Here is a 26105-nt window from a genome sequence, read left to right as displayed (position 1 = left end):
CCCCCATGAGCAACCGTCTGCTCACCCACCTGCGGCATGTCGACCTCGCCGTGCCCGACTACGACAAGCAGCTCGACTTCTACTCCGGAGTATGGGGTCTGACCAAGGTCGCCGAGGACTCCGGCATCTCCTTCCTGGCCGCCGAAGGCAGCCCCGAGCAGTATGTGATCCGCCTGCGCAAGGCCGACGAGAAGCGCCTCGACCTCGTGTCCTACGGCGCCGCGAGCGCGGCCGACGTGGACACGTTCGCCGATCAACTCCTGGCCGACGGAGTGCAGTTGATCTCGCAGCCGGGCAAGGTGGACACCCCCGGCGGCGGCTACGGCTTCCGCTTCTTCGACGTCGACGGGCGCACCATCGAGGTCTCCGCCGACGTCGAGGTACGGCAGCACCGCAGGATCGAGGAGAAGGAGTCCATCCCGGTCAAGCTGTCGCACGTCGTCCTCAACTCCCCCGATCTGAACCGCACCCGGGAGTGGTACGAGCGCCACATGGGCTTCCGTCTCTCCGACACGCTCAGCTCGCCGCACATGGGCGAGGTCATGCACTTCATGCGGATCTCCAACCAGCACCACTCGATGGCCATCGCGAAGGGTCCCCACACCTCCCTGCACCACGTCTCCTTCGAGATGCGCGGACTGGACGAGTACATGCGCGGCTCCGGGCGGGTGATGCGGGCCGGGATCCGCAAGATCTGGGGTCCCGGCCGCCACATGGCGGGCGACAACACGTTCACCTACTTCCTCGACCCGCACGGCAACACCGTCGAGTACACGACGGAGCTGGAGGTCCTGGACGAGGACACCTGGCACCCGCACGTCTACGACTTCTCCCAGCCCGAGGTCACCGACCAGTGGGGCACCGCGAACCCCATGAACGAACTGGTCGCCAAGGAGTCCTTCAACGACGTGGACCGGGGCGTCTTCGTCGCCCCGCCGGTCTGACCGGCACCCCCTGTCACCGGGGGCGCGGCAGCCCTGTCATGCCCTGACTCCCCGCCGCGCCCCCGGTCTTCGCGCCCGCCCTCCCCTCCGACAGGACACCGCCCATGCGTTTCGCCACGTACGAGTACCGCACCCGACGCCAAGTGGCCGTCGTCGATGACAACGGCACGCTCTACCCCCTGCCGGGCGTCAGCTCGCTGACCGGTCTGCTCGCCGAGGGCAGCGGTCTGCCCGAACTGCTCGACGCGGGCTCAGTGATGGTCGACGTACCGGCCGGCCCCCATGTCTCGGACGTACGACTGCTGGCACCGCTCCAGCCGCCCACCCTGCGGGACTTCGTCACCTTCGAGGAGCACGTGGAAGGCGTACGGCGGTCGGTGGACGGAAGCGCGGGCGTGCCCGAGCAGTGGTATGCGGCCCCCACGTTCTACTTCACCAACCCCTACGCGGTGTACGGCCCGGGCGACGACATCCCCATGCCGCCGGGGTCCAGTGTGCTGGACTTCGAGCTCGAGGTCGCCGCCGTGATCGGCAAGGAGGGCCGCGACCTCACTCCCGAGCAGGCCCGCGAGCACATCGTCGGCTACACGATCCTGAACGACTGGTCCGCCCGCGACCTGCAGTCCGCCGAGATGCGGGTGGGTCTCGGCCCGTGCAAGGGCAAGGACACCGCCACCACTGTGGGCCCGTACCTGGTCACCGCCGACGAGCTGGACGAGTACCGCGACGAGGACGGGTTCCTGCGGCTCGCTCTCACCGCCGCGGTGAACGGCGAGGTGGTCGGCAAGGACCTGCTGTCCAACATGAGCTGGACGTTCGAGGAGATGGTCGCCTACGCCTCGCGCGGGACCTGGGTGCGCCCCGGTGACGTCCTGGGCTCGGGCACCTGCGGCAACGGCGGCTGCCTCGCCGAGCTGTGGGGCGTACGAGGCAGACAGGACCCGGCGCCGCTCAGGCCCGGCGACACGGTCACGCTCACCGTCGAGGGCCTCGGCAGTGTCTCCAACACCGTGGTGAGCGGGCCCGATCCGCTGCCCGTCCCGGCCGGCCGGCGCCGCTCGCGGGAGCGGCCGTGAGCGGCCTCGGTCGGAAGCGGCTGCTCGGCAAGGTCGTCGTGGTGACGGGTGCGGCGGGCGGCCAGGGCGCCGCGGAGGCCGAGGCACTCGCCCGCGAGGGCGCCCGGGTGATCGCCACCGATGTGGCGGAGGGGCCTGGCTGTCGCCGCCTCGACGTCACCAGCGAGCAGGACTGGGCCGGCCTCGCCGCCGAACTGCGGGAGTCGTACGGGCAGGTGCACGGCCTGGTCAACAACGCGGGCGTCACCTGGCGCGCCCGCGTCGACGAGGTACGCCCCGAGGACATGGCCCGCGTCCACGCCGTCAACGTCACCGGACCGCTCCTCGGCATCCAGTACCTGGTGCCGCTGATGCGTGCGGGGGCGTCGATCGTGAACGTCGGTTCGTCCGCGGCGCTCACCGCTCACTACCCGGTCGCCTACACGGCCTCCAAGTGGGCGCTGCGCGGCCTGTCGAAGACCACGGCCATGGAACTGGGGCCCCGAGGCATCCGTGTGAACACCATCCACCCCGGTTTCATCGAGACGGACATGACCGCCTCCGCGGCTCCGGCCTTCCGCGAGGCGAACCTCCGCCTGACCCCGCTCGGCCGCACCGGCACGGTGGACGACATCACCCCGCTCGTCACCTTCCTGCTCTCGGACGACTCCGCCTTCATCACCGGAGCCGAGATCCCGGTGGACGGCGGCCTCACCTCCCACGGCGGCGCGATGCCCATCTCGGACGCCCTGCGCCGCGACGCGTGAGCCGGGGGGCGTGCATCCCCGACTCACGCCTGCCGGTCTGTTCCTACGACAGCGGCATGACCTTGCGGTAGGTGAACACCGCGGCCGCCGCGACCACGACGTGCATCAGGAGCAGCGCACCGACACCGATTGCACCGCCGGCACCGAAGAGCAGGAAGTCGGGAACGAACGAGACCACGACGAGGGTCGGCACCAACCACCGCACCAGCGCCTCGGGCTCCTTCGCCACCTTGCGCACAATGGCCCAGCCGACCGCGCCGGCCACCACGCCGACCGCCGTCAGGAATATGTACGAGGACGCCTTCAGCGGCTTGAAGTCATCCGGCGCGCCCGCGGCCAGGGCGAGGAGAGCCAGGACCGCGTCCGCCGCGGAGGCCACGACGATCGCGACCAGCACACCTCCCGCCACGACGAGTGGACCACGGCGCACGGCGACGGCGTCAGAGGCAACAGACATGGCGACTCCAGGGAGAAGGGCGCGGAGAGCTCCACGATGCGTTTGAAGTATCAAACGAGAGTCTGGACGAGTGTGTTTGATATTTCAAGCTCTACGGGTTGACGAACCAGCACCCGGTGGAGCCGTACGCCGGTCGCCTCTCAGGCCGGCGGTCGCGGGGCCGGTCCGCTGGTGCCCCGGACCACCAGCTGGCCCCCGCACAACGGTCGTTGCCCGCGAGAACAGCCGTCAGCAGCGGCAGCCCCCGGTCGCGCTCCGCCAGCAGCACCGGTCGGTCTCGATGCCGGACTGCTCGTTGTGCTCGCCGGGGATCACCCACGCGTCCGCCTCCAGACCATGGCTGCGCATAGCCGCCCGGTAGGCGTGCCGGCGGCCGGCGGAGCCCGGGCCGCGGCCCCCGTCGATGTGCACGATCCCGCGGTGCCCCAGCTCGACGAGGTGGTCCGTCGCCTGCCGTACGCCCTCGGCGCTGTGCACGAAGTCCACGCGGGCGCGTGGCACCCTGCGGCGGACCGAGACGGTGACAGCGCGCTGCCCGAGCCCGTCGAGGTAGGCGGGCTCGGCGTCGGGGCCGAGCAGGATCAGCGCCTCGCAGCGGTGGCCGAGCAGGGCCTCGAGGGCCTTGGCCTCGCTTCGGGCCTGGGCGGCGGCGGAGAGCACGACGTCGTAGCCGAGCCGTCCCGCCTCCGGGTGATGCCGTCGATGAGGTCCGGGTGGAAGCCCTGATCCCCGGCCCTTGTCCACCAGCATCTCGACATCGGCCAGGGCGAGGTCGACCGGGACGCCTTCTTCGGGACGCTGCGCGAACTGAACTTCGACGGCGTGGCCACGGCCTGCGTCTTCGCCTGGGAGGAGCGCGGAGGAATCCTCGGCCTTCATGCTCGACCGCATCACGAAGGAGCTGGCCGGGTGACCGGGCGGATCTGACCCGTACACCGGGTTTCCGGGGCCTGGCGTCCCAAGGCACGACTGGAGGACGCCCGGCCCCCACTGCCCTGCGCCCTGGCCGCCCCGGCCGACGGATCGCCATGGCCGTCGGCGCCGGGCTCTCCGCCGCGCTCGCCGTGCGGGCTCAGCGGTGACACCGAGCCGGGCGACCGAACCAGTTCGGCCGATACGTGACGTGTGGTCAGGCTTCCGCGACCGTCACGGTGACGGGCGTGCCGGTCTCGACCGTGCGGCTGACCGTGCAGAGCCGGTCGTGGGACGTCTTGACGGCCCGGGGGAGAATCGCGCGGGCCCGGTCCGCGCCCTCGCCGTCCGGGAAGGCGACGGAGAAGGTGACCTGGAGATCGGTCATCCGGTTCCCCAGCTCGTCATTGATCTTGTTGCCGGTGACCGCGACGGAGAACCTGGCCGGCTCCGCGTGACGGCTGGTGGCGATGTCCACATCGACCGCCGTGCAGCCGCCGAGTGCGGCGAGCAGCAACTCGACCGGGGTGAATTCGTCCTCCCGGCCGGGTTCGGAACCGGTCCCGAAGCTGATCGTGCCGCCGCGGGCGTTGGTCGCGACGAAGTGTCCGGTGCTGGTGCGCTCTACGGTGATGGAGCGCAGGGAGTCTTCTGCCATGGCGACGACACTAGGCGCTCCGCGGGGTCGGCGATGCCGGCGCGGCTCCTGGCGGAGCCGACCGTGTCGTGGCCAAGGAAGCGGGAACGGATGCGTCCGGCACAGCGGTCGGGTTGGTGATGCCGGCGATGGTGTGGTCGAGGCAGCCGGGGACGCCTCGGTCATTGATGAAGCGGGTCACCCTGCTGCCTGTCCATGACCTGCACGAGGGAGCGGGTTCCGTCGGTCACCTGGGTGCCTGTCGTGGACCGTTTCAGGGCGGGACCGAGGGCGCTGATCACCGTGCAGCCCGAGGCGAAACCGCGTGCAGACGCCGAGCGCAACCGCGATCTCACCCCGGCCGCTGCCCGCCGCCTCTTCGCCGCGGAAGGGCTCGGCGTGTCACCTCCGCGAGGACTGCGTCCCGGGACATGATCCGCTCCTACGCGGCCGGGTGGGCGATGGCAGGTTTGTCGATTCGGGCCGGGCCGTGCCACTGCTGGAGCTTGTACGCCTCGGCGTCAAAGGCGGGCGGGAAGAGGGACAACTCCCTCTTCCCGCCCGCCCTGTGGGTGAAGGCGGCTCTGCCGCGGGTCAGACGCAGAGAAGGACGATCAGGCCATTGCACTCGTTGTCGCCGTCGTCACCACCACCATGGCCACGGTGACCTCTTCCTTCACCGTGGCCGTGTGCCGAGGTCCGCTCGGCAGCGGTCGTCTTTGTGGTGAGCTGCGTGGTGGGCGTCGCGTCAGCGGCGGAAGCGGCGGTTGCCGCTCCTGCCACGCAGGCGATGCCCAGCACGGCACTCACCGCGAATATTCGCGGAAGTCGGAAAGCGATCTTGTTGGCGCGGCCGAGGCGAGTGGGGCTGTTCCCCTGTGTTGTGTTCATGCAGCCACCTTGCACACCCCTGCGGCCAATTTCGCTCCGAGCGCGGCCAATTGGGTGAGCCCGGCGGAATCGGACACTTGGCGGGCCCCGCGGCGCTTTCCCGGGCACTCCCCCGGAAGTACGAACTCGCCGTACGGAGGCGGGATTTGCGCGACCACCCCTCTCAGGCGGCGGGAGCGTCCAGGGGGCGCAGCTCGTCCGCGTACGAGACGGAGATGCGGCGCATCAGGCCGTCCGCGGAGATGTCGTACTGGCCCAGCCGCCACAGCGGCGGAGAGTAGGCGTGGATCGAGACGGCGTCCTCGGTGGCGCCGGTGAGCCGGTGGATGTGCTCGGGGCCGAAGCAGAAGGAGGTGCCGGCCTCGACGGTGACGCGCAGATGGCTGCCGCCGATGCGCGGGATGGACTCCTCGAGTGCGCCCTGTACGACGCTGACGGCGCCGGCGGAGAGGTCGTGGTCGTGCCAGCCAGTGTCGTTCTGCCGGGTCCAGCACAGCAGCCAGACGTCGACGTAGGCGTCGCGGTACAGGGAGGCGTAGTGCCGCTCGTGGTCGGAAAAGGCCACATGGGCGCGCCAGAGGTCCGGGCGGGCGGCGAGGTCCGTCACCAGTGCCCTCAGTTCATGCTTGTCGAGGGTCCGCTCCGGCAGGGACTCGTACGTCACGGGTGGCTCCTTTCGGGGCTGCGAGAGGCTCGGGGCACGGGGTCAGGTGCGGCCGTGCAGGAGGCGGGCGGGGTTGGCGGTGCGCAGGGCGTGGAGGGCGGCATCCGAGCCGAGGTCGGGTACGGCGGGCGGTGCGTAGGGGCGGTCGCTGCCGTTGACGACCACGTCGATGCCGACGGCTCGGACGAGTGCGTCGACCGCCCGAGTGCCGTAGGAGGAGGTCTCGTAGAACACGTCGAAGTCGATCTCGCCGCGTCCGCCGCCGCGTGCGGCGAGGCGTTCGCCGTGCAGGGGCGCGAGGCCCGCGAGGGCGGCGAAGCAGACGCGCAGGGCCGGGTGGCGGGCGCGGCCGAAGGCGCGGAAGGCGAACCAGGAGGCGTGCAGCTGCTGCGCGTACGGGACGAGGGCCGGCCACCACGGCGGGGTGGCGTCGGCGGGCGGGGCCGCGCCGGGGTGGACGAACAGGGGCTTGTCGTGGCGGGTGAGGACGTCGAGGAGGGGTGCGCAGTGCGCCCAGCCTGCCGCGTCGAGGAGGGCGGTGGCGGGGAGTTGGAGGCCGACGCAGCCACGGCGCAGTTCGCGTTCCACCGCCTCGGGGTCCGGTGCCGTCAGGCAGGGGGAGGCCCAGACGGCGAAGGGGGCCGGGAGGGCGAGGGCACCGTCGTGGAAGGCGGCCAGCAGGGGTACGGCCTCGGCGGGCGGCAGATGTTCGATGCCGAGGGGGCTCGAGAGCGACACCAGGGCCAGGTCGAGGCCGTCGGTGGCGGCGAGGCGGATGCGGGCCTCGGGGTCGTGGTCGGCGGGGTCCACTGTGAAGGGCGGTTCGCCGGCCAGGTGCAGGGTCCAGGCGTCGAGGTACGGGGGTGTCGTGCGGGAGCGCAGCAGCTCGATGAGGGCGGGCGGCCAGATGTGCTGGTGGACGTCGGTGGGCACGCGGCGGTCCTCGCTGGGGAGAACGATGTTAAGCGGTTCACTGATGCGGTTGACTTAACCGCTTGACATCGAGTCGTGTCAACGGTGACGAGGCCCTGGGCGGGGCGATGCGACCACAAGGCGCAGCCGCCCCGGTAGGCTTCCCGGCATGGCCAGGCCCACCAAGCGCACCACCCTCCGGGAGGTGGCCGAGGCCACGGGCCTCTCCACCGCAGCCGTCTCCTACGCCCTGCGCGGCACACACGTCTCCAAGGAGACCGAGGAACGGGTGCGCAGGGCCGCGGCCGAGCTCGGCTACGAGGCCGACCCGATCGCGCGCGCCCTGGCCAGCGGCCGCACCAGCATGGTCGGCGTCCTCGCGGGCGACCTCCAGGACCTGTGGCAGCAGCAGCTGATGGCCGCCATCGGCCGGGAACTCCTGGCCGGCGACCGCTATGCGCTGATCCTGGACGCGGGCGGCGACCCCGACCGCGAGCTGGTCCTCGCCAAGCAGCTGCGCGATCAGCGGGTCGACGCGCTGCTGGTGTCTCCCGTGGATCCCTCGGCGCAGGGCTGGGCCGATATCGCGGACGCGCTGCCGGTGGTGGCCGTCGGCGACTCGCTGAGCCGGGCCCGCACGGCAGGGCAGGTCATCTTCGACAACCGGGCCGGCATCGACGCCGTACTGGAGTATCTGCACGGGCTGGGCCACCGCCGGGTGACCGTCCTGACGCCGACCCGGCCGAGCACACCGGACCGGCCGGCCGATGTGTACGTCGGCGAGGCGGCCGACCGGCTGGGCCTGCGGGCCGAACTGGTGCCCTGCCCGCAGGAGTTGGGCGAGGCGACGGCGGTGGCGCGGCGCGTGCTGCAGGGTCCGCACTCACCGACGGCGGTGTTCTGTTTCTCGGACTCGCTGGCCTACGGGGTGTATGCCGCCGCGGCGGAGGACTCCCTGGAGGTCGGCCGGGACGTCTCCGTGGTCGGCTTCGACGACCATCCCGTCTCGCGGGTGCTCACGCCACCGCTGACCACGGTGGACTGGGGGCTGAGCGAGATCGCGGCCCAGGCGGCGCGGCTGACGGTCGCGGCGGTCGAGGGCAGGCGGGTGCGCAGGAAGCGGGTGTTGTGTGCGCCGCGGATGCGGGAGCGCGGGTCGGCCGTGCGGGCCTGAACTCCGGTTGAACCGAAGATAGACTCACGCGGCATGACCGTCTCCCACCCGTATCTGCGCTACGTCGCGCTCGGCGACAGTCTGACGGAGGGCATCGGCGATCCGGGCCCGGCGGGCGGGCACCGCGGCTGGGCCGACCGGTTCGCCGAGATCCTCGCGCAGCAGCAACCCGGTCTCACATACGCCAATCTCGCCGTCCGCGGCAAGACCAGCACCCAGATCAGGGCCGACCAGGTCGGTCCGGCGCTCGCGCTGCAGCCGGATCTGGTGACGGTGACGGCGGGCATGAACGATGTCGTACGGCCGCGCTACGACCCGGAGGCCGTCGCCGCGAGCATCGAGGAGACGTTCGCCCGGCTCACCGCGTCGGGCGCGCGCGTCGCCACCATGACCTTTCCGGACCTGGGGAAGGTGTCACCGGTCGCGCGCCGGGTCAGGCCTCGCATCCTCGACCTCAATGCGCGGCTGCGGGTGCTCGCGGCACGGCACGGGGTTGCCGTCCTGGACCTGTTTCCGCATGCGTTCACGGCCGACCCGCGGCTGTGGAGCGACGACCGCCTGCATGCGAGTCCGGTCGGACATGCCCGGATCGCCGCCGGCATGGCCCACACGTTCGGCCTGCCGGGCCATGACGGCTGGGCCGACCCGCTGCCCGCGCTGTCCCCGGTCCCGCTGCTGCGTGCCGTGAAGGCCGATGTGCGCTGGGCCGTGGACCATGTCGGGCCCTGGCTGTGGCGGCGGCTGCGCGGCCATGTGCCGGGAGACGGCTTCACCGCTAAGAGACCCGAGCCGACCCCGGTGACGCCGCAGCAAGTCGCCTGAACCGGCTTTAGGACTCTAATGCGAGCGGGTCTCCAGTCGGCAGCAGCAGGAGGCCTCGATCGGTACGTCCGCGGTGGCCGTGGCGATCTTCAGCTGCTGGGCCACGATCTGTGCCTCGCCGGCCTTGCCGAGCCGTACGAGGCACTCGTGGAAGCCGTGCAGGGCCCAGACGTTGGCGGGGTGCTGCTGTGCCCGCGGCAGGGTGTCGTCGAGGCCCAGGTCGGCCCGGTAGACGGCCTCGGCCTCCGCGACCAGGCCCTGTTCGAGGAGCAGCGCTCCGTAGGCGTGCCGGGTGGGCTGCATCCAGCCCCAGGGTTCGTCGTAGGGAAGGCCGTCGTCGAGCTCGATCGAGCGGCGCAGGGCCGCGAACGCGGTGTCGTGGTTGCCCTTGCGGTACTCCAGCTCTCCGTCCAGCATCGCCGCGGCGATCGCGAGGATGTCCGCGCAGGTGTTGTTGAACAGCATGCGGGTCTCGGGGACCCGGGCGACCGCGTCGTGGAAGAGCCGCCGCTCGGCCTCGGCCTCCTCGATCCGGCCGGTGGCGGAGAACGCGACACCGCGCGCGTAGTGCAGCATCGCCGTGCTGACGCAGTACAGGCGCCTGTCGGCGGGCAGCGGCAGGGCGAGGATGTCGTCCCAGCGGCCGAAGCGGACGAGTACGTGCACGCGCATCGCGAGGAAGCTCTCCACCCAGTCCGCCATGGGCGGGCTCTGGACGCGCAGCAGCTCCTCCGGCACGGCCGCCTCGAGCCGGCGCACCGTGTCGATCGCGTCCCGGTAGCGGCCGAGGAACATCGCTCCGTAGATCTTGAAGTGGAGGTTGTGGCACCGGTACAGGGTGTAGAAGTTCATCGCCCCGGCCCGGGCGTGGAACTTCTCGTCGGCTTCGATCGCCGTGGTGTTGTCGGAGACGACCCGGCGGTAGTCGCCGCAGAGCACTTCCAGATGTGACGGCATGTGCTGCAGATGTCCTGCGTCGGGCATCAGACCGCGCAGCCGGTCACCGGCCGGGAGGGCGGCCTCCGGGGTCGGGGACATCTCCATCAGATGGATGTACAGGTGCAGCAGACCCGGATGGTGCGCGCCCGCCTCCGTGGCGAGGGCCTGCTCCAGCACCGCCCTGGCCTCGGTGGTGCGCGCGCCCGGGGCCGGGGTGCCGGTGCGGATGTCCCACAGCTGCCAGGGCGTGAGGTTCATCAGGGCGTCGGCGTACAGGGTGGCCACGTCGAGGTCGTCGGGGGCCAGTCGGTGGACGGCCCGCATGCTGTCGGCGTAGGCGGTGTTCCACACGGAGCACTCCTCGACGGCCGGGGCTCTCTCCTGCGGATAGCGCGCTCGCAGGGCTTCGACGAGCGCCTGCTCGACAGGGGTGGCGCCGGCGGCCTTGGCGTGGGCGCGCTGCACGGCGGCGTGGGTGCGCTCCACCGTCCGGGCCAGGTCCTTCTCGTCGAAGAACTCCCAGGGCTTGTTGTAGTTGGGGCCGAGCGCATAGGCCACGCCCCAGTCGGCCATGGCGCAGCAGGGATCCGCCGCGGCGGCGGCCTCGAAGCAGCGCACGGCCTCTTCGTGGTTGAAGCCGAAGGTCCAGTTCAGTCCACGGTCGAACCACATCTGCGCCTCGGACGAGGAGGTCGTCACGCGCCGCCCGTGGCTGCCGAGGTCGTAGTAGTTCACAGATGACGAATTACCGCACACCGGCCATATCGCACAAGACCCACCCCCCCAGCCTGGCAGGTGCAACGCAAAGGAATCGCATGGTCTAGACCAAGAACGCGTTTGGTCTAGTCCAAAGCATGGACGCGGTCGCGGTCCGGCAGGAAGCTGGGGCACTCCCCCACCCCCATCGGAGGCACACCGTGAGACGTCTACGTGCATGCCTGGGCGCAGCCGCCGCCGTCGGACTCACCGCCGCAGGAACCACAGCCCTGGTGGCGGGCAACGCCTCGGGCGCGACCGCCGCGCTCAGCAACCGCTGGTACGCGGCGGCCCCGTACCTCATGCCACTCGACAACGACCCGCCGGACCCGGCCGCCGTCATGGACGCCACCGGCCTCAAGGCCTTCCAGCTCGCCTTCGTCCTCGCCCCCAACGGCGGTGGGTGCTCCCCCACTTGGGGCGGCACCGCCCCCGTCTCCTCGGACACCGCCGTCCAGTCCGTCATCAACACCATCCGCGGCAAGAGCGGCGACGTGTCCGTCTCCGTCGGCGGGTACGGCGGCACGAAGCTGGGCCAGGTGTGCTCGGACGCGGCGGCCACGGCGGCCGCGTACCAGCAGGTCATCACCAAGTACGGCCTCCATGCGATCGACTTCGACCTGGAGGAGCCGGAGTACGAGAACACCGCGGCGATCAGGAACGAGATCGGCGCCGCGAAGATCCTCCAGCAGAACAACCCCGGCCTGTACGTCTCCGTCACCACGGCCGGCACGGCCGACGGCACCGGCTGGTTCGGCAAGCAGATGCTGCTGGAGGCGAAGTCGCAGGGCTTCACGCCGAACAACTTCTCCATCATGCCCTTCGACGGCGGCTTCAACGGCGCGGCCTCGCAGACCAGCGCGCTCACCAACTTCAACGCCATCCTCCGGTCGACGTTCGGCTGGGACCAGGCGACGGCCTACGCCCACGAGGGCTTCTCCGGGATGAACGGGCGCAGCGACACCGGCGAGTTCTTCACCCAGGCCGACTTCCAGACCGTGCTGGACTACGCCACCGGCCACAACATGGACCGCTTCACCTTCTGGTCCCTCAACCGCGACCGGCAGTGCACTCCGCCCGACAACGGCGGGCGCACCTCCGGCACTTGCTCCAGCGTGGCGCAGAACTCCTGGGACTTCGCGAAGTACTCGGTGAAGTTCGCGGGCGCCACCCCGCCGGACCCGACTCCCACGCCCACCCCGACGCCCACGCCGACACCCACGCCGACACCCACCGCGTGCAAGGCCGCCTGGAGTTCGAGCGCGGTCTACACCGCCGGCGACGAGGTCTCGTACAACAAGCACAACTGGAAGGCCAAGTGGTGGACCCAGAACGAGACGCCGACCGCCACCGACTGGGGGCCCTGGCAGGACGAGGGAGCCTGCTGAGCACCGTCCCCGGCTGAACCGGGGCATCGGCGGACGGCCCCTACAGGTCGACGGCACCCTCCGCCGCGCAGGCCCGTGCGGCCAGCCCTTCGCGGTCCGTGTCCGGCCGCAACATCCCGGCGACGATCTCGGCCGTGGCCCGGTGCCAGTCGCCGCTGCGGCGGAGCATGGCGTGGTCGCCGCCGCGGACCAGGACCAGGCCGGCCCGGGCTCCGGTCTCCCTCGCCCGGCGCACGTAGTCCGCCGACTCGGCGGGCGACGTCACACGGTCGCGGTCACCGTGCAGGACCAGCAGGCGCACGCTGCCGAGGTGGCGGGCGGAGTCCACGGGCGGACACCACGGTGCCAGCGCCAGCACGCCGCACACCAGCGGGTGCGACGCGGCCCGCAGGGCCGCCCTGGCTCCCATCGAGTGCCCGACGAGGACGGTGGGCACCGTGCCCGCCAGCCGCTGGAGTTCGTCCAGCGCCCGCAGTGCGTCGTGGACGGGATCGGCGTCGTTCCAGCCCTGGTGCCGGTAGCGGACCTGGCCCAGCAGGACGTCCGGGGGCGAGGCCGCTCCGGCCGCCCGCAGGACCGGAAGCATGCGGAGCGCGGCCGGCTGCCAGGGGTGCGCCGTCCGGTGGCTCAGCTCGTGGCCGCCGTGCAGCGTCACGATCGCCGCGGCCACGGCTTCGGGCGGCGCGTGCCGCACGATCAGCGCGGACTCGCTGCGCTGCACTGCCCCACGGTTCCTCACCAGTACCGCACCTCTCCACTCCGGACACCTCATCCTCCCCCGAGCCTCCGGGGAGGCGCCGCGCAGGGGGCGCACGCAGTAGATCAGTGAGCCCTGTACGCGCCTCCACGCAGGTGAGGAAAATACGCCAGGTCGGCGCTCGCGTGGCCGAGAACGCCGTGCACCTCCGCTCCAGTTCGCCGAGAAGGAATTCGTCGAGAAAGCAGGTCGGCTCCCGTGCTGCTACGTCTGCCCGAGTGCGTGTCCGAAGCGCAGGAGTGCCTCGTCGAGGGAGCCGTACCCGTCGGCGGGGCGACACTGATCTGGGCCGACTGGCAACGCGACGGGTTTCCCGAGCAGGCCATGTCGTTGCGCAGGTTGCCGGAGGCGAATGTGATCGGGCGCGGGGTGCTGGGCGGTGCCGTCGTGCTGAACACCGTCGACGACCGCGTGCCCGAGGTGCTGTGCCGTGCGGCCGCCGCGGTGGGGACGGGAGCCGTGCGCCGGACGGCCACCGTCGGCGGCAACCTCGTCGGGAGCACGCTGCGCTGTCTGCTGCCGGCCGCGCTGGTGCTGAAGGCCTGGGCGACGGTGCTCGACCAGGACCGGGTCCACGAGACCGACCTCGCCGAAGTCCTCGCCAAGCACCACCTCCTGCTCAGCCTGCACTGGCGTGAACCACTCGCCAGCAGCTACCGCAAACTGCCCGGCGAGGCGGGCGGGCAGCCGCCGTTCGTGGTCGCCGCCGCGGTGCACACCCAGGACGACGGGGTCGACCGCCTGCACGTCGCCGTACGCGACGGCTACGAGGTGCTCACGGACGACGTCCCCTGCCACGCCGGGACCGAAGAGGCGATCCGGGCTCTGGGGGACACACCGGTCGGCACGCTCCACGCGGCGGCGTGGCAAACCGTGCGTGAACACGTCACCGATCTGCTGGCCCGCCCCGTCGGACGATGACGTCAAGCCGCAACGGGCATGGACTCCGCGGCACTTCGTGCCGAGCAGCTTTCGTGGGATGAGGAGACCACGATCGCCGTCGCGCGCCCCGCCAGACCAACACCGCTGGAAGTCATGGAACTCCCGAGAAGACAGGCGACGTGATCGGTCACTCCGCCGTCTTGCGGGCCAGCGCGTTGTTGTCTATCGAGTTGTGCACGCTGAAGCTCACGGCGTCCGAGCGGTAGCGGTCGTCGGACCACTCGACCGGGCGTCCCTCGCGGGTCGTCGTGACGCGGCGGACGCGCAGCAGGGGGCTGGTACGGCGGATGCCGAGGAGTTCGGCGTCCTGCGCGCTCGCCGCGACCGCGTCGATGACGTGCTCGCCGTAGGCGAAGACCAGGCCCGTGCTGTCGTACAGGAGTTGGGTGACGGAGGGGGCGCACGGGTCGAGCGCCTCGACGGCGGGTGAGATCCAGTCGGCGTACACGGTGCGCTCGACGAGGACCGGTTCACCGTCCAGGCCGCGGACCCGCAGGACGTGCAACACCTGTGCGCCCTCCCGGAGTTGGAGGCGGGCGGCGTCCTGCGCGGTGGCGGGCAGGTACTCCTGGGCCACGACCCGTCCGGTGGCCTCGCGGCCCATGGCGCGGGCCCACTGGGCGAAGCTGCGCAGTTCGGCGAAGCTCTGGCTGCGGCGGCTGGCCAGGACGACCCGCCGGGCACCCTGGCGGGAGCCGATCAGGCCCTCGGCGGTCAGCGCGGCGACGGCCTGGCGGACGGTGCCGCGCGAGACGCCGTAGTGGGCGGCGAGTTCCGTCTCGGCGGGCAGCCTGCTGCCGACCGTGTACTCCTCACGGTCGATCGCCCGCCGCAGCTCGTCGGCGATCTCCTCGTGTCGTGTCGCCACCGTATCCCTCCGAGTCAGCTGCTGTGCACAGCGTGACCAGCCTAATCGAGACCGGCAACTGATCGCGCTTGCCCCGAACTGTGCAGGGAATGGGAGGTCACAATTTCGCCACTGTTTACGAAGTGGTCACCACAGACGGCATTACTGAGGCCAACTTGTTCAGACAAGTTCTCAGCCTTGTGCGTCCTCCCCTGCGCCCCTTTCTGGAGTCACCGTGTCCCAGCCGAGAACAGCCGCCCTGGCCGGCTCCCTCGCCGTCGTAGCCGCACTCGCCCTGAGCGCCTGCGGCGCCGCTCCCGACAACGCGTCGACCACCGCCAACGGCAAGAACGCCGCCACGGCCACCTCCGCCGCCGACTTCGGCGGCATGGACGCCCTGGTGAAGGCCGCCAAGAAGGAGGGCACGCTGCACGCCATCGCGCTGCCCCGCGACTGGGCCAACTACGGCGCCCTGATCGACGGCTTCAAGAAGAAGTACGGCATCAAGGTCGAGGTGGAGAACCCGGACGGCACCAGCCAGGACGAGATCAACGCCGTCACCTCCCGCAAGGGCCAGGACCGTGCCCCGGACGTCCTCGACCTCGGCAGCTCCTTCGCCCTCAGCGCCGCCCAGCAGGGCCTGCTCGCGCCGTACAAGGTGGCCTCGTACGCCGACCTGCCCGCCGGGCAGAAGGACCCGCAGGCCCGCTGGTACAACGACTACGGCGGCTACATCTCCATCGGCTGCGACGCCAAGCGCGTCAAGACCTGTCCGACCACCTTCAAGGACCTGCTGAAGCCGCAGTACAAGGGGCAGGTCGCGCTCAACGGCAACCCCACCAAGTCGGGTTCGGCCTTCGGTGGCGTGTACGCGGCCGCGCTCGCGAACGGCGGCTCGTTCGACAACATCCAGCCCGGCCTGGACTTCTTCGCCAAGCTGAAGAAGAACGGCAACTACACGCCCGTCGAATCGACCCCGGCGACCGTCGAGAAGGGCGAGACGCCGATCAGCATCGACTGGGACTACCTCAACGCCGGTTACGCGGACGAGTTCAAGTCCAAGGGCGTCAACTGGAAGGTGTCCGTCCCGTCCGACGGCCAGTTCTCCCAGTACTACTCGCAGGCCATCAACAAGGACGCCCCCCACCCGGCGGCCGCCCGCCTGTGGCAGGAGTACCTGTACAGCACCGAGGGCCAGAACCTGTGGCTCAAGGGCTATGCCCGTCCGGCGCTGATGACGGCCATGGAGAAGGCCGGCACGCTCGACAAGACGGCCGCGGCCAAGCTGCCCGATGTCTCCGGTACGCCCTCCTTCCCGACCGAGGCCCAGCAGAGCAAGGCCAAGACGGTCATCGCGCAGGGCTGGGCGAAGGCCGTCTCCGGATGACGGCCACCCTCACGGGCGTGGACGTGGCGCCGCCGGTCGCTTCGGTGAAGCGGCGGCGCCGGGTCCCCGGCTGGCTCGCCGTCGTCCCGCTGCTCGTGTTCGTCGCGGTCGCCTTCGGGGTGCCCGCGATCGCCATGCTGAACGGCGCGTTCAGCGTCAAGGACCAGGCCACGGGCGTCAGTTCGTACAGCACCGAGAACCTCACGGCCTCTCTGCAGGGCGCCTATCTGACGGCCCTGCTCGGCAGCGTCAAGCTGTCCGCCGTCTCGGCCGCCATCGGAACCGTCCTCGGGCTGCCGCTCGCGCAGGTCGTGGTGACCTCGCGGTTCCGAGCGCTGCGCGAGGCCGTGCTCACCGCGTCCGGGGTGCTCGCCAACTTCGGCGGTGTCCCGCTGGCCTTCGCGTTCGTCGCCACCCTGGGCAACGCGGGTGTGCTGACCAAACACCTGCACCTCGCGGACAGAGGCTGGGACCTCTACAGCTTCTGGGGCCTGGTGATCGTCTACCTGTACTTCCTGATCCCGTTGATGGTCCTCACCATCACCCCCGCCCTGGAGGGCCTGCGCTCCCAGTGGCGGGAGGCGGCACAGAACAACGGCGCCACCGCCGTGCAGTACTGGCGGCACGTCGCCCTGCCCGTGCTGCTGCCGTCGCTGCTCGGCGGGTTCGTGCTGCTCTTCGGCAGCGCGTTCGCCGCGTACGCCACCGCAGCGGCCATGGTGGGCAGTTCGGTCCCGCTGGTCACCCTGCAGATCGCCGACGCCATCTCCGGCAACGTACTCGTCGGCCAGGAGAACGTGGCCCTCGCCCTCAGCCTCGACATGGTCCTGGTCGCAGGGCTCGTCATGGCCGTGTACCTGCCCCTGCAACGACGGAGCGCGCGATGGCTCGACGCCTGAACCCGTGGCGGTGGGTCATCCTCGGCCTCGCCGCCCTGTACTTCCTCGTCCCGCTCGCCGCGTCCGTGATCTTCACGGTCGATGTGCCGGGCCAGGGCGTCACCTTCGACGCCTACAGCCAGATCGTCTCCACCGACGGCTTCACCTCCAGCCTGCTGCTCTCGCTGGAACTGGCGGGTGCCACCATCGCGATCGTCCTGCTGCTCATGGTCCCGGCCATGGTCGCGCTCAGGCTGGCCGCGCCCCGGCTGCGGCCGGTCGTCGAAGTGGTGTGTTCGCTACCGCTGGTCGTGCCGCCGATCGCGTTCGTCGCCGGTATCGCCACGGTGCTGAAGTGGGGTCCCGAATACCTCTCGCGCACCCCGCTGTTCAAGACCTTCGTGGCCGTGCAGAACCCCGGTTTCCCGTTCGTGCTCGTCCTCGCATACGTCGTGATGGCCTTGCCGTTCGTGTACCGGGCGCTGGATTCCGGGTTGCGCGCCATCGATGTGCGCACCCTCGTCGAGGCCGCCCGCAGCTGCGGCGCGAACTGGCCGCAGGCCCTCGTGCGGACCGTGCTGCCCAACCTGCGCGGGGCCTTGCTCAACGCCTCCTTCCTCACGCTCGCGCTGGTGCTCGGCGAGTTCACCGTGGCCCAGCTGCTCGGCTTCCAGCCCTTCGCCGTGTGGATCTACAGCGTCGGCGGCTCGCAGGCCCAGCTGTCCGTTGCCGTCTCCGTGCTCAGCCTGCTCGTCACCTGGGCCCTGCTGCTCGCGCTCGCCGGTGTCGGCGGGCGGACCCGTACCTCTTCCTCCCGGGGTTGAACCATGACCGCCACCACGCTTGAGAAGACAGCCGTCGAAAAGGCCGCCACGGTCGAATTCCGTGGGCTGCGCCGCGAGTTCGGGACGACCGTCGCCCTGGACGGGCTCGACCTGACCGTGCAGCCGGGAGAGTTCCTGGCGCTGCTGGGCCCGTCCGGCTGCGGCAAGACCACCGCGCTGCGCATGCTCGCCGGGTTCGAACACCCCGACTCCGGTGAGGTACTGGTCGACGGCGAGGACGTCACCCATGTGCCGGCCCACCGCCGGGACGCCGGGATGGTCTTCCAGTCGTACAGCCTCTTCCCCCATCTCAGCGCGCTCGACAACGTGGCCTTCGGGCTGCGGATGCGCAAGGTGCGTACGGCTGAACGCCGCTCCCGTGCCGCCGAGTTGCTGGAGCTGGTAGGTCTCGCCGACAAGGGCGACCGGTTTCCGCACCAGCTCTCCGGCGGCCAGCAGCAGCGCATCGCGCTGGCCCGCGCCCTCGCGCTGCGCCCCCGGGTGCTGCTGCTCGACGAGCCGCTGTCCGCGCTGGACGCCAAGGTGCGGCTGACGCTGCGCGAGGAGATCCGGCGCCTCCAGCAGGAGCTCGGCATCACCACCCTGTTCGTGACGCACGACCAGGAGGAGGCCCTGTCCGTGGCCGACCGGGTCGCCGTGATGCGGGCCGGACGGCTCGAACAGTGCGCGGAACCGGCCGAGTTGTACGGGCGTCCGGCCACCGCCTTCGTCGCCGAGTTCGTCGGCACGATGAGCCGGATTCCCGGGCACCTGTCCGGGACGACCGTGGACGTCCTGGGCCTGCGGCTGCCCGCGGAGGGCACCCTTCCCGCGGCGACGGAGGTGGACGTGCTGGTGCGGCCCGAGGCCGTGCACGTCACCGCGGACGCCACCGGTGACGCCCGGGTGATCGCCACCGCGTTCCTCGGCGCCGCCACCCGCATCACCGTACGCATGGCCGACGGCACCGAGGTCAAGGCCGACCTGCCCACCCAAGAGGCCGCCGCGCTGGGAGCGGGGGCGACCGTACGGGTCTCGCTGCCCGAGCGCCCGGTGCTGGTCGCCGAGCGGGCGGCGTGAGACGCCGGACATTGCCCCGTAGGACATCCGGGACATCCCCCCACATGAAAGAAGAGACCGTGACCCAACCTCCGCTCCAGGCCGTCCTGTTCGACATGGACGGCACGCTCGTCGACACCGAGCGGCTGTGGTGGGAGGCGGTGCAGTACGTGGCCACCGGCCTCGGCCGGCCGCTGACCGAGGCCGACCAGCCGGAGGTGCTCGGCAGGCCGGTCGAGCACACCGCCGCCTGGCTGTGCGCACTCACCGGGACACCGGATCTCGCCGACCGGCTGCACTCCGAGTTCGCCGACCGCGTGCGCACCGGCATCGTGCCGCGTCCCGGCGCGCTCGGCCTCCTCGACGCCCTCGCCCGCGAGGGCGTGCCCACGGCCCTGGTCACGGCCTCGCCCCGCGCGGTGGCCGACAGCGTCCTGGCCGTCCTCGGCGCCGACCGCTTCCATGTCTCCGTGACCGCGGACGACACCGAACACACCAAGCCCGCCCCCGACCCCTACCTCGCGGCCTGCCGTGCCCTCGGCGTCGACCCGGCGCGCTGTGTGGCCGTCGAGGACACCCCGACGGGGGTCAGCTCCGCGGAGGCCGCCGGGTGCACGGTGGTGGCGGTGCCGTCGCTGGCACCGATCGACGCGGCTCCCGGGCGGACGGTCGTGACCAGCCTGGAGGAGGTGACCCCGGACCGGCTGCGTGCCCTGGTGGCCCCCCGGCTGCGGGTGCTGAGCTGGAACCTCTGGCTCGGCGGTGCGAAGGTCGACGACCACCGCGCCAAACAGCTCAAGGTCATCCTGGACACCGAGGCCGATGTGGTGGGACTGCAGGAGACGGCCGGTACGGCGGCCCGGGAACTCGCCGAGGCGCTGGGCTGGCACCACCACCAGGCCGGTGAGAACCTCGGCATCATCAGCCGCCACCCCATCACGGCCCCCCTCGGCGACCCCGACGTCGGCTTCTACGGGGCGGCCGGCGCCCGCATCCGCATCGGCCGCGCCCATGAGGTGGACGTGTGGACGGCGCATCTGCACTACACACCGTACGGCCCGTACGAAGCGGCCTTCGACGGGCTGGGGCCGGCCGAGCTGATCGCCCACGAAGACGTACGGCTGGCCCAGATGCGGGAGACCCTGCGCCGGATCGCGGAGTCGGCGGACGAGACGACTCCCGTGATCCTGACCGGTGATTTCAACTGCCCCTCCCATCTGGACTGGCCCGACGTGGCCTGGCCGGTGACGAGGGCGGCCGAGGAGGCCGGGCTGCGCGACTCCTACCGAGAGGCCCATCCCGATCCGGTCCGCGCACCGGGCCACACCTGGTCGCCGGTCCACAGCCGCAACGAGGACGACAGCACCCGCCTCGAACCGCAGGACCGCATCGACTACGTCCTCCACAACGGCCACGGCCTGGCAGTCGTCGACTCCCGCACCGTCGTCACCGGCGTCCCACGCACGTGGCCGGACGTCGCGGGCAACGACTGGCCCTCGGACCACGCGGCTGTCCTCACCACGTTCGCCCTCAGCCATCGGGAGTGACGCATCGCGAGCCCTGTCGTTGGTCCATCCGAGTGGTGTATTCCTGCCCGCAGTCGTAGCGTCGGAACGAGTCCTGGCGTCACAGCGTCACAGCGGTAGGAGACGGCAGCGGGGAGCGGACATGCGCAGGCACACACTGAGTACGGCGGTCACGCTCTGTTTCGCGGCCTCGCTCGCGGCAGCCGCAAGCGCGCCCTCCGAAGCGCGGCCTGCGTCCCCGCCGGCCTCGCAGAGCGCACGGCAGCAGGCCAGGGTGCCCGTGCTCGTCGACTGTCTCTTCCACCCCGAAGTGCGCCCCACCGACTTCATCCTCGCCTGCGGTGACGGCAACAGCCGCCTGGCCGCGCTGCACTGGTCCAAGTGGGGCGCGGGCTCGGCAACGGCCGAGGGCGTCAACATCGTCAACGACTGCAAGCCGTACTGCGCGGCGGGCAAGTTCCACTCCTACCCGGTCGTCGTCCGGCTCGACCGGGCGCAGCCCTGGAAGAAGCACCCGCATCTGCGGCACTACAGCCGGATGACCCTCGAATACCCCGCCGGCAGGCCGGACACCTTCACGCCGACGGTGACGTATCCGCTGTGGAACTGAGGTCAGTGCCGGTCGTCCAGCTCCATGGGCGGCAGGCTCTGCGGGTTCTCCCCCGCGGTGAGGTGTTCCAGGACCTCGACCAGTTCCTGGCAGGCCTGTTCCACCGACCGCCTGGTGTTCAGCTGCTCGGTGATCACGGCTGACAGGAGCAGGGCGGTCAGCGCCATCGCGCCGTTGAAGGCCTGCAGTTTGATCATCACTTCGACGCCGGTCAGCCGGGCGAAGGGCCCGGCCCGGTCCGTCGCCGCGACGGTGGCCAGCACGGAGGCGAAGAGGGCGCACAGCATGCTGCCCGCGAGCTGGAAGCGCAGGGCCGCCCAGATCAGGAGTGGGTAGACCAGGAAGAGCAGGCCCACGGAGCTGTGCATGGCGAAGGGGACGAGGACGCAGCTGAGGAGGGTCAGGGCCACGGCCTCCTTCCAGCGCTGCGCGCAACGACGGCGGGGCGCGCCGTACAGCACCAGCAAGACCGGGGTGACGATCAGGACGCCCATGGCATCGCCGGCCCACCACGCCGACCAGACCAGCCAGAAGCCGTCCGTGGCGAGTTTGCCGGTCAGGACGAGCAGCCCGGCGCCGGCGGTCGCGCTGACCAGCGTGGCGGTGAGCGCGGCCAGGAACACCAGCGCGAAGCCGTCCCGCAACCGGGCGAGGTCGGTGCGGAAGCCGACCTTGCGCAGCAGGTAGTAAGCGCAGACGGGGGCGGCTGTGTTGCCCACGAGGGTGCCGGTCACGGCGGGCTGGACCGAGCTGATGGAGATGACCACGAGGAGCGCGCCGAGCGCGATGCCGGGCCAGATGCGCAGGCCGAAGAGCAGCAGACAGGCCATCGCGACGCCGGTGGGCGGCCAGATGGGTGTGACGACGGCGCCCTCCACGACCAGCTGCCGCAGAAGTCCCAGTCGCCCGGCGGCGAAGTAGCAGGCGGCGACCGCCAGTGTCTGGAGGGCGCGGACAGCCGGTCGGCGCAGATCGGGGATACCCAGCACAGCTGACATCAGACACCGGTGCCGCCCGCACGGCGAGGCGAAAGGCACCGGGTCGGGCCCTATGGCTGAATGCCGGGACCGTCGTGGGTGACGACGAGTACGGCCGCGTCGTCCTCGTGGCCGACCCGCTCGGCGATCTTCATCACGCCCGCGGCGAGGACGTCGGCCTCCATGCCGGCCACTGCGGCGCTGCCCGCGAGCTGCACCACCCGGGCGAGGCCCTCGTCGACGCTCAGCGAGGGCCCTTCCACCACGCCGTCCGTGAGCAGGACCAGCACACCGCCGGTGGTGAGCCGGTGGCGGGTCACCGGGTAGCGCATGCCCGCCGCGATGCCCAGGGGTGGTCCGCCCTCGTCCTCGGCGATGCCGCACTGTCCGTCGGCCGTGGCCCAGATGTGCGGGATGTGTCCGGCGCGTGCGCTCTCCATGAGGCCGGTGGCCGGGTCGAGCCGTATGAACGTGCAGGTGGCGAAGAGGTCGGTGCCCAGGGACAGAAGCAGGTCGTTGGTGCGGGTGAGGAGTTCGCCGGGCTCGCCGGTGACGGAGGCGAGCGCGCGCAGGCCGACCCGGACCTGCCCCATGAAGGCGGCAGCCTCGGTGTTGTGGCCCTGGACGTCACCGATGGACAGTCCGATGCGTCCGTCGGGCATAGTGAAGGCGTCGTACCAGTCGCCGCCCACGTTGAGGCCCTGGCAGGCCGGTGCGTAGCGGACGGCCAGGTGGTAGCGGCAGCCGGCGGGCAAGTCGCGGGGCAGCATGCCGCGCTGGAGGGCAAGGGCCAGCTCCACGCGGGAGCGCTGCAGCTCCGCGAGTTCGCGTGCCTGGGCGGTCAGCGACCCGAGTCGGGCAAGCAGTTCGTCACCGTCCTCTGTCGGACGCTCGAGGGACATTGATCACTCCGGCGGGACCGTGGGCGTGGCCCCTTCGGGGCAAAACCCCAGATTATGCGTTTAACGGGATGTTCGCGACACGGCGGCCGTCGACGTCCGCCGTGTCGCTTCGCCGACCCGCCCTGCCACGTTCCGGCACTCCTGGCCGTGGCGTCCGGGTCAGCCGCCGAGGGCCGCCATGACCACGTCCTTGGCCTCCTCCTGCACCTGGCGCAGATGGTCGGGGCCGCGGAACGACTCGGCGTAGATCTTGTACACGTCCTCGGTGCCCGAGGGGCGGGCAGCGAACCAGGCGTTCTCGGTGGACACCTTGATGCCGCCGATGGCGGCGCCGTTGCCCGGGGCCTCGGTGAGCACCCCGGTGACCGCCTCCCCGGCCAGGGTGTCCGCGGTGACCTGCGCGGGTGAGAGCTTGGCGAGCAGTGCCTTCTCCTCTCGGGTCGCGGGTGCGTCGATGCGTGCGTAGGCGGGCTCGCCGAAGCGGGCGGTGAGGGCGGCGTAGTGCTCCGAGGGGCTCTTGCCGGTGACCGCGATGATCTCGGAGGCGAGCAGCGCCAGGATGATGCCGTCCTTGTCGGTGGTCCACACCGAGCCGTCCCGGCGCAGGAAGGACGCCCCGGCCGACTCCTCCCCGCCGAAGCCGATCGAGCCGCCGACCAGGCCGTCCACGAACCACTTGAACCCGACCGGCACCTCGACCAGGCGGCGTCCCAGGTCCGCGGCGACCCGGTCGATCATGCCGGAGGACACCAGGGTCTTGCCGATGCCCGCGTCGGCCGGCCACTCCTTGCGGTGGGCGTAGAGGTAGGAGATGGCCGTGGCCAGGTAGTGGTTGGGGTTCATCAGGCCGGCGTCGGGGGTGACGATGCCGTGCCGGTCGGCGTCCGCGTCGTTGCCCGTGGCGACCTGGAAGCGGTCGCGCTGTTCGATGAGCGAGGCCATCGCGTACGGCGAGGAGCAGTCCATACGGATCTTGCCGTCCCAGTCCAGCGTCATGAAGCGCCAGGTGGGGTCGGCGAGGGGGTTGACCACGGTCAGGTCGAGACGGTGCTGTTCGGCGATCCGGCCCCAGTAGGCGACCGAGGCGCCGCCGAGCGGGTCGGCGCCGATGCGCACGCCCGCGGCGCGCACGGCGTCCAGGTCGAGCACGTGCGGCAGGTCGGCGACGTAGGCGCCGAGGAAGTCGTGGCGGCGGGTGGTCTCGGCGGCGAGCGCCCGGGTGTACGGGATGCGCCGTACGTCCTTCAGCCCGGCCGCGATGATCTCGTTGGCCCGGTCCTGGATCCAGGAGGTCGCCTCGGAGCCCGCGGGCCCGCCGCTGGGCGGGTTGTACTTGAAGCCGCCATCGGCGGGCGGGTTGTGCGAGGGGGTGACGACCACGCCGTCGGCGAGGCCGGAGGTGCGGCCGCGGTTGTGGGTGAGGATGGCGTGCGAGACCGCGGGGGTGGGCGTGTAGCCGTCCGCGCTGTCGATGAGCACGGTCACCTCGTTGGCCGCGAACACCTCGAGGGCGGTGACCCGGGCCGGCTCGGACAGGGCGTGGGTGTCGGCGCCGAGGAAGAGCGGGCCGTCGGTGCCCTGCTCGGCGCGGTACTCGCAGATCGCCTGGCTGGTGGCGGCGATGTGGTCGTCGTTGAACGCGGTCGCCAGGGACGATCCGCGGTGTCCTGACGTGCCGAACGCCACTCGCTGCCCCGGGTCGGCCGGGTCCGGGTGCAGCGCGTAGTACGCGGTGACCAGCCGGGCGACGTCGACGAGGTCCTCGGGGCGTGCCGGGCTGCCCGCTCGCTCGTGCTGCATGTGCCCGCTCCTCCACATCGGTTGACCAAAACGCTTGCCGCCCCATCTTCCCCCGTCTTGGCGGCGGCCGACGAGAGCGGGTCAGTGCTGGGAACGTGCCAGCAGCGCGCAGACGAAGTTCTCCTGGACGGCGCGCAGTCGGCTGAGCAGCGCCGGGGTCTGGGACTTGTTGATCTGCGTGGTGACGGAGAAGGTCAAGGAGCGGCGGCCGTCGGGGGTGGCGGCGATGAGCTGGGTGTAGCCGGGGAAGTTGCCGGTGTGCCCGAGGACGACGCCGCAGCGGGTCGCGTAGCGGAAGATGGCGAGGCCCGCCGTGTTCCGGCCGGGGCCCGCGGGTTCGGAGGCGCCGGCGATCCAGCGCCGTTGCTCGCGCACCACGTTCTTGCCGTAGAGGGCGCCGCCCGCGTAGCCGCGGATGAAGCGGGTCATGTCAGCGGGCGTGGAGACGATGCCGCCCGAGGCCCAGGAGCCGGACGCGCCGAGGAGCTCGCTGACGTCCTGCGGGGGCGGTGGGGTCACGTCGTAGCCGTGCAGATAGGGCTCGAACATCAGGTAGCCCTGGGGAAGGGTCGTGTCGTGCAGGCCCAGCGGCCGGTAGACCAGCTTCCGGAGCAGCAGCTCGTACCGGGCTCCGGTCGCCGCCTCCGCCATCAGGGCGACGGCGATGTTGTCGGAGTTGGAGTAGCGGTACTGGCTGCCCGGGCGGAAGTTGAGGGGCTGGTCGGCGACGAAGTCGAGCAGGCGCCGGGAGTCGAAGTGGTGGTGCGGGTCGGCGGCGAGGATGCTGCGGAACTCGGGGGCCGCGCTGAAGTCCGGCAGTCCGCTGGTGTGGTTGAGCAGTTGCCGGAGCGTGACGCGGTGCCAGGCCTTGGGCAGTTGTGGCAGCCGTTCGCCGATGGTCTCGTCCAGGCGCAGGGTGTGCCGGTCGACCAGGGACAGGGCCACGGCTCCGCTGAAGGCCTTCGCGGTGCTGGCGATGCGCATGTGGTCGTACTGGCTCGGGCGACGGCCGGTGGCGAGGTCAGCGACGCCCGCCCGTACGACCTGGGTGCGCCCGTCCGTGCGCAGCACGGCGATGGCGCCGGGGGGTCCGCCGGGGGCGCGGACCAGCTGTTCCAGCTGGTTCTGCAGCTCGCCGCCGCGTGCTGCGGGAGCGGCGGCGGTGCTCGCGGGGGTCTGGCAGAGCGCTGCCAGGCAGACCGCTGCGACACCGGTCGCCCGCAGCCGGGTCCGGAGCGGGACGGGACGGGCCGGAGTGGAGCGAAGGGGCATCAGGTC

General features: G+C 71.2%; 25 protein-coding genes and 2 pseudogenes. 14 read left to right on the top strand and 13 right to left on the bottom strand.

What is annotated here, in order from left to right; translation table 11 throughout:
- The first annotated feature begins 5 nt into the window (after positions 1-5).
- The 3 genes from ACIBW9_RS28025 to ACIBW9_RS28015 all read left to right on the top strand — a co-directional run bounded on the left by ACIBW9_RS28025 (position 6) and on the right by ACIBW9_RS28015 (position 2766).
- Complete coding sequence (locus ACIBW9_RS28025; protein ID WP_398959607.1) at positions 6-944, top strand: VOC family protein; 939 nt, start codon at positions 6-8, stop codon at positions 942-944.
- A 104-nt stretch (positions 945-1048) separates the two neighbouring features.
- Positions 1049-2020, top strand: a complete 972-nt coding sequence (locus tag ACIBW9_RS28020; protein ID WP_398959605.1) for a fumarylacetoacetate hydrolase family protein — start codon at positions 1049-1051, stop codon at positions 2018-2020.
- Positions 2017-2766, top strand: a complete 750-nt coding sequence (locus ACIBW9_RS28015) for an SDR family oxidoreductase (RefSeq protein ID WP_398959603.1) — start codon at positions 2017-2019, stop codon at positions 2764-2766. The genes ACIBW9_RS28020 and ACIBW9_RS28015 overlap by 4 nt, the downstream gene beginning before the upstream one ends.
- 43 nt (positions 2767-2809) lie before the next feature.
- Here the strand turns inward: ACIBW9_RS28015 and ACIBW9_RS28010 are convergent, their stop codons facing one another.
- Together ACIBW9_RS28010 and ACIBW9_RS28005 are read right to left on the bottom strand one after the other, a co-directional pair.
- Positions 2810-3223 carry a DUF6069 family protein gene (locus ACIBW9_RS28010; protein ID WP_398959601.1) on the bottom strand — a complete coding sequence of 138 codons (414 nt, stop codon included), beginning with the start codon at positions 3221-3223 and terminating at the stop codon, positions 2810-2812.
- A gap of 196 nt (positions 3224-3419) precedes the next feature.
- Positions 3420-3948: pseudogene (locus ACIBW9_RS28005) on the bottom strand (substrate-binding domain-containing protein); the annotation flags it as partial.
- 7 nt (positions 3949-3955) lie between these two features.
- Between ACIBW9_RS28005 and ACIBW9_RS28000 the strand changes: the two are divergent.
- Positions 3956-4136: pseudogene (locus ACIBW9_RS28000) on the top strand (sugar phosphate isomerase/epimerase); the annotation flags it as partial.
- A gap of 216 nt (positions 4137-4352) precedes the next feature.
- Here the strand turns inward: ACIBW9_RS28000 and ACIBW9_RS27995 are convergent.
- The 4 genes from ACIBW9_RS27995 to ACIBW9_RS27980 all read right to left on the bottom strand — a co-directional run bounded on the left by ACIBW9_RS27995 (position 4353) and on the right by ACIBW9_RS27980 (position 7260).
- Positions 4353-4793, bottom strand: coding sequence for an OsmC family protein (locus tag ACIBW9_RS27995; protein ID WP_398959599.1), 441 nt, complete (start codon positions 4791-4793; stop codon positions 4353-4355).
- A gap of 573 nt (positions 4794-5366) precedes the next feature.
- Positions 5367-5663, bottom strand: coding sequence for a hypothetical protein (locus ACIBW9_RS27990; protein ID WP_398959597.1), 297 nt, complete (start codon positions 5661-5663; stop codon positions 5367-5369).
- Positions 5664-5826: 163 nt separating this feature from the next.
- A complete protein-coding gene (locus ACIBW9_RS27985; protein ID WP_398959595.1) occupies positions 5827-6327 on the bottom strand; it encodes a cysteine dioxygenase in 501 nt (166 codons plus the stop codon).
- Between the two features lie 42 nt (positions 6328-6369).
- The gene (locus ACIBW9_RS27980) at positions 6370-7260 is read right to left on the bottom strand and encodes an amidohydrolase family protein (protein WP_398959593.1); all 891 of its coding nucleotides are present in this window, start codon (positions 7258-7260) and stop codon (positions 6370-6372) included.
- Positions 7261-7408: 148 nt separating this feature from the next.
- Between ACIBW9_RS27980 and ACIBW9_RS27975 the strand changes: the two genes are divergently transcribed.
- Entirely contained in the window at positions 7409-8413 is a 1005-nt protein-coding gene (locus ACIBW9_RS27975; protein WP_398959591.1) for a LacI family DNA-binding transcriptional regulator, read from the top strand.
- A gap of 33 nt (positions 8414-8446) precedes the next feature.
- Positions 8447-9235 (top strand): SGNH/GDSL hydrolase family protein, encoded by a 789-nt coding sequence (locus ACIBW9_RS27970; RefSeq protein ID WP_398959589.1) that lies wholly within the window; start codon positions 8447-8449, stop codon positions 9233-9235.
- A 15-nt stretch (positions 9236-9250) separates the two neighbouring features.
- Here ACIBW9_RS27970 and ACIBW9_RS27965 read toward each other — a convergent pair whose 3' ends face one another.
- Entirely contained in the window at positions 9251-10909 is a 1659-nt protein-coding gene (locus ACIBW9_RS27965; RefSeq protein ID WP_398959587.1) for a hypothetical protein, read from the bottom strand.
- Positions 10910-11091: 182 nt separating this feature from the next.
- On the opposite strand from ACIBW9_RS27965, the gene ACIBW9_RS27960 reads away from it, so the two are divergent.
- Positions 11092-12318 (top strand): carbohydrate-binding protein, encoded by a 1227-nt coding sequence (locus ACIBW9_RS27960; RefSeq protein WP_398959585.1) that lies wholly within the window; start codon positions 11092-11094, stop codon positions 12316-12318.
- Positions 12319-12358: 40 nt separating this feature from the next.
- Here ACIBW9_RS27960 and ACIBW9_RS27955 read toward each other — a convergent pair whose 3' ends face one another.
- On the bottom strand, positions 12359-13039 hold the full coding sequence (locus ACIBW9_RS27955) for a dienelactone hydrolase family protein (RefSeq protein WP_398959583.1): 681 nt from the start codon (positions 13037-13039) through the stop codon (positions 12359-12361).
- A gap of 234 nt (positions 13040-13273) precedes the next feature.
- Here ACIBW9_RS27955 and ACIBW9_RS27950 point away from each other — a divergent pair, with 234 nt between their 5' ends.
- Complete coding sequence (locus ACIBW9_RS27950; RefSeq protein WP_398959581.1) at positions 13274-13996, top strand: FAD binding domain-containing protein; 723 nt, start codon at positions 13274-13276, stop codon at positions 13994-13996.
- A 148-nt stretch (positions 13997-14144) separates the two neighbouring features.
- Here the strand turns inward: ACIBW9_RS27950 and ACIBW9_RS27945 are convergent, their stop codons facing one another.
- Entirely contained in the window at positions 14145-14885 is a 741-nt protein-coding gene (locus tag ACIBW9_RS27945) for a GntR family transcriptional regulator (RefSeq protein WP_398959579.1), read from the bottom strand.
- Positions 14886-15099: 214 nt separating this feature from the next.
- On the opposite strand from ACIBW9_RS27945, the gene ACIBW9_RS27940 reads away from it, so the two are divergent.
- The 6 genes from ACIBW9_RS27940 (at position 15100) to ACIBW9_RS27915 (ending at position 21148) form a co-directional block, all read left to right on the top strand.
- Positions 15100-16251 (top strand): ABC transporter substrate-binding protein, encoded by a 1152-nt coding sequence (locus ACIBW9_RS27940; RefSeq protein WP_398959577.1) that lies wholly within the window; start codon positions 15100-15102, stop codon positions 16249-16251.
- Complete coding sequence (locus tag ACIBW9_RS27935) at positions 16248-17150, top strand: ABC transporter permease (RefSeq protein ID WP_398959575.1); 903 nt, start codon at positions 16248-16250, stop codon at positions 17148-17150. The genes ACIBW9_RS27940 and ACIBW9_RS27935 overlap by 4 nt, the downstream gene beginning before the upstream one ends.
- Complete coding sequence (locus tag ACIBW9_RS27930) at positions 17135-17953, top strand: ABC transporter permease (protein WP_398959573.1); 819 nt, start codon at positions 17135-17137, stop codon at positions 17951-17953. The genes ACIBW9_RS27935 and ACIBW9_RS27930 overlap by 16 nt, the downstream gene beginning before the upstream one ends.
- 3 nt (positions 17954-17956) lie before the next feature.
- Positions 17957-19033 carry an ABC transporter ATP-binding protein gene (locus ACIBW9_RS27925; RefSeq protein WP_398959571.1) on the top strand — a complete coding sequence of 359 codons (1077 nt, stop codon included), beginning with the start codon at positions 17957-17959 and terminating at the stop codon, positions 19031-19033.
- A gap of 59 nt (positions 19034-19092) precedes the next feature.
- Positions 19093-20559 (top strand): HAD-IA family hydrolase, encoded by a 1467-nt coding sequence (locus ACIBW9_RS27920; protein ID WP_398959569.1) that lies wholly within the window; start codon positions 19093-19095, stop codon positions 20557-20559.
- A gap of 121 nt (positions 20560-20680) precedes the next feature.
- On the top strand, positions 20681-21148 hold the full coding sequence (locus tag ACIBW9_RS27915; RefSeq protein ID WP_398959567.1) for a hypothetical protein: 468 nt from the start codon (positions 20681-20683) through the stop codon (positions 21146-21148).
- 2 nt (positions 21149-21150) lie between these two features.
- Here ACIBW9_RS27915 and ACIBW9_RS27910 read toward each other — a convergent pair whose 3' ends face one another.
- From ACIBW9_RS27910 to ACIBW9_RS27895, 4 genes are all read right to left on the bottom strand, one after another.
- Positions 21151-22146: an MASE1 domain-containing protein gene (locus ACIBW9_RS27910; protein ID WP_398959565.1), complete on the bottom strand. Its 996-nt coding sequence runs from the start codon at positions 22144-22146 to the stop codon at positions 21151-21153.
- A gap of 50 nt (positions 22147-22196) precedes the next feature.
- Positions 22197-23027: a PP2C family protein-serine/threonine phosphatase gene (locus ACIBW9_RS27905; RefSeq protein WP_398959562.1), complete on the bottom strand. Its 831-nt coding sequence runs from the start codon at positions 23025-23027 to the stop codon at positions 22197-22199.
- 159 nt (positions 23028-23186) lie between these two features.
- Positions 23187-24827 carry a phosphoglucomutase (alpha-D-glucose-1,6-bisphosphate-dependent) gene (gene pgm / locus ACIBW9_RS27900; RefSeq protein ID WP_398959560.1) on the bottom strand — a complete coding sequence of 547 codons (1641 nt, stop codon included), beginning with the start codon at positions 24825-24827 and terminating at the stop codon, positions 23187-23189.
- Positions 24828-24908: 81 nt separating this feature from the next.
- Positions 24909-26099: a serine hydrolase domain-containing protein gene (locus ACIBW9_RS27895; protein WP_398959558.1), complete on the bottom strand. Its 1191-nt coding sequence runs from the start codon at positions 26097-26099 to the stop codon at positions 24909-24911.
- Positions 26100-26105 lie beyond the last annotated feature (6 nt).

It is taken from the genome of Streptomyces sp. NPDC049541, assembly GCF_044465725.1.
Lineage (GTDB): Bacteria > Actinomycetota > Actinomycetes > Streptomycetales > Streptomycetaceae > Streptomyces.
Note: the sequence above shows the minus strand (reverse complement) of the source record. Positions and strands in the feature narration are given on the sequence as shown.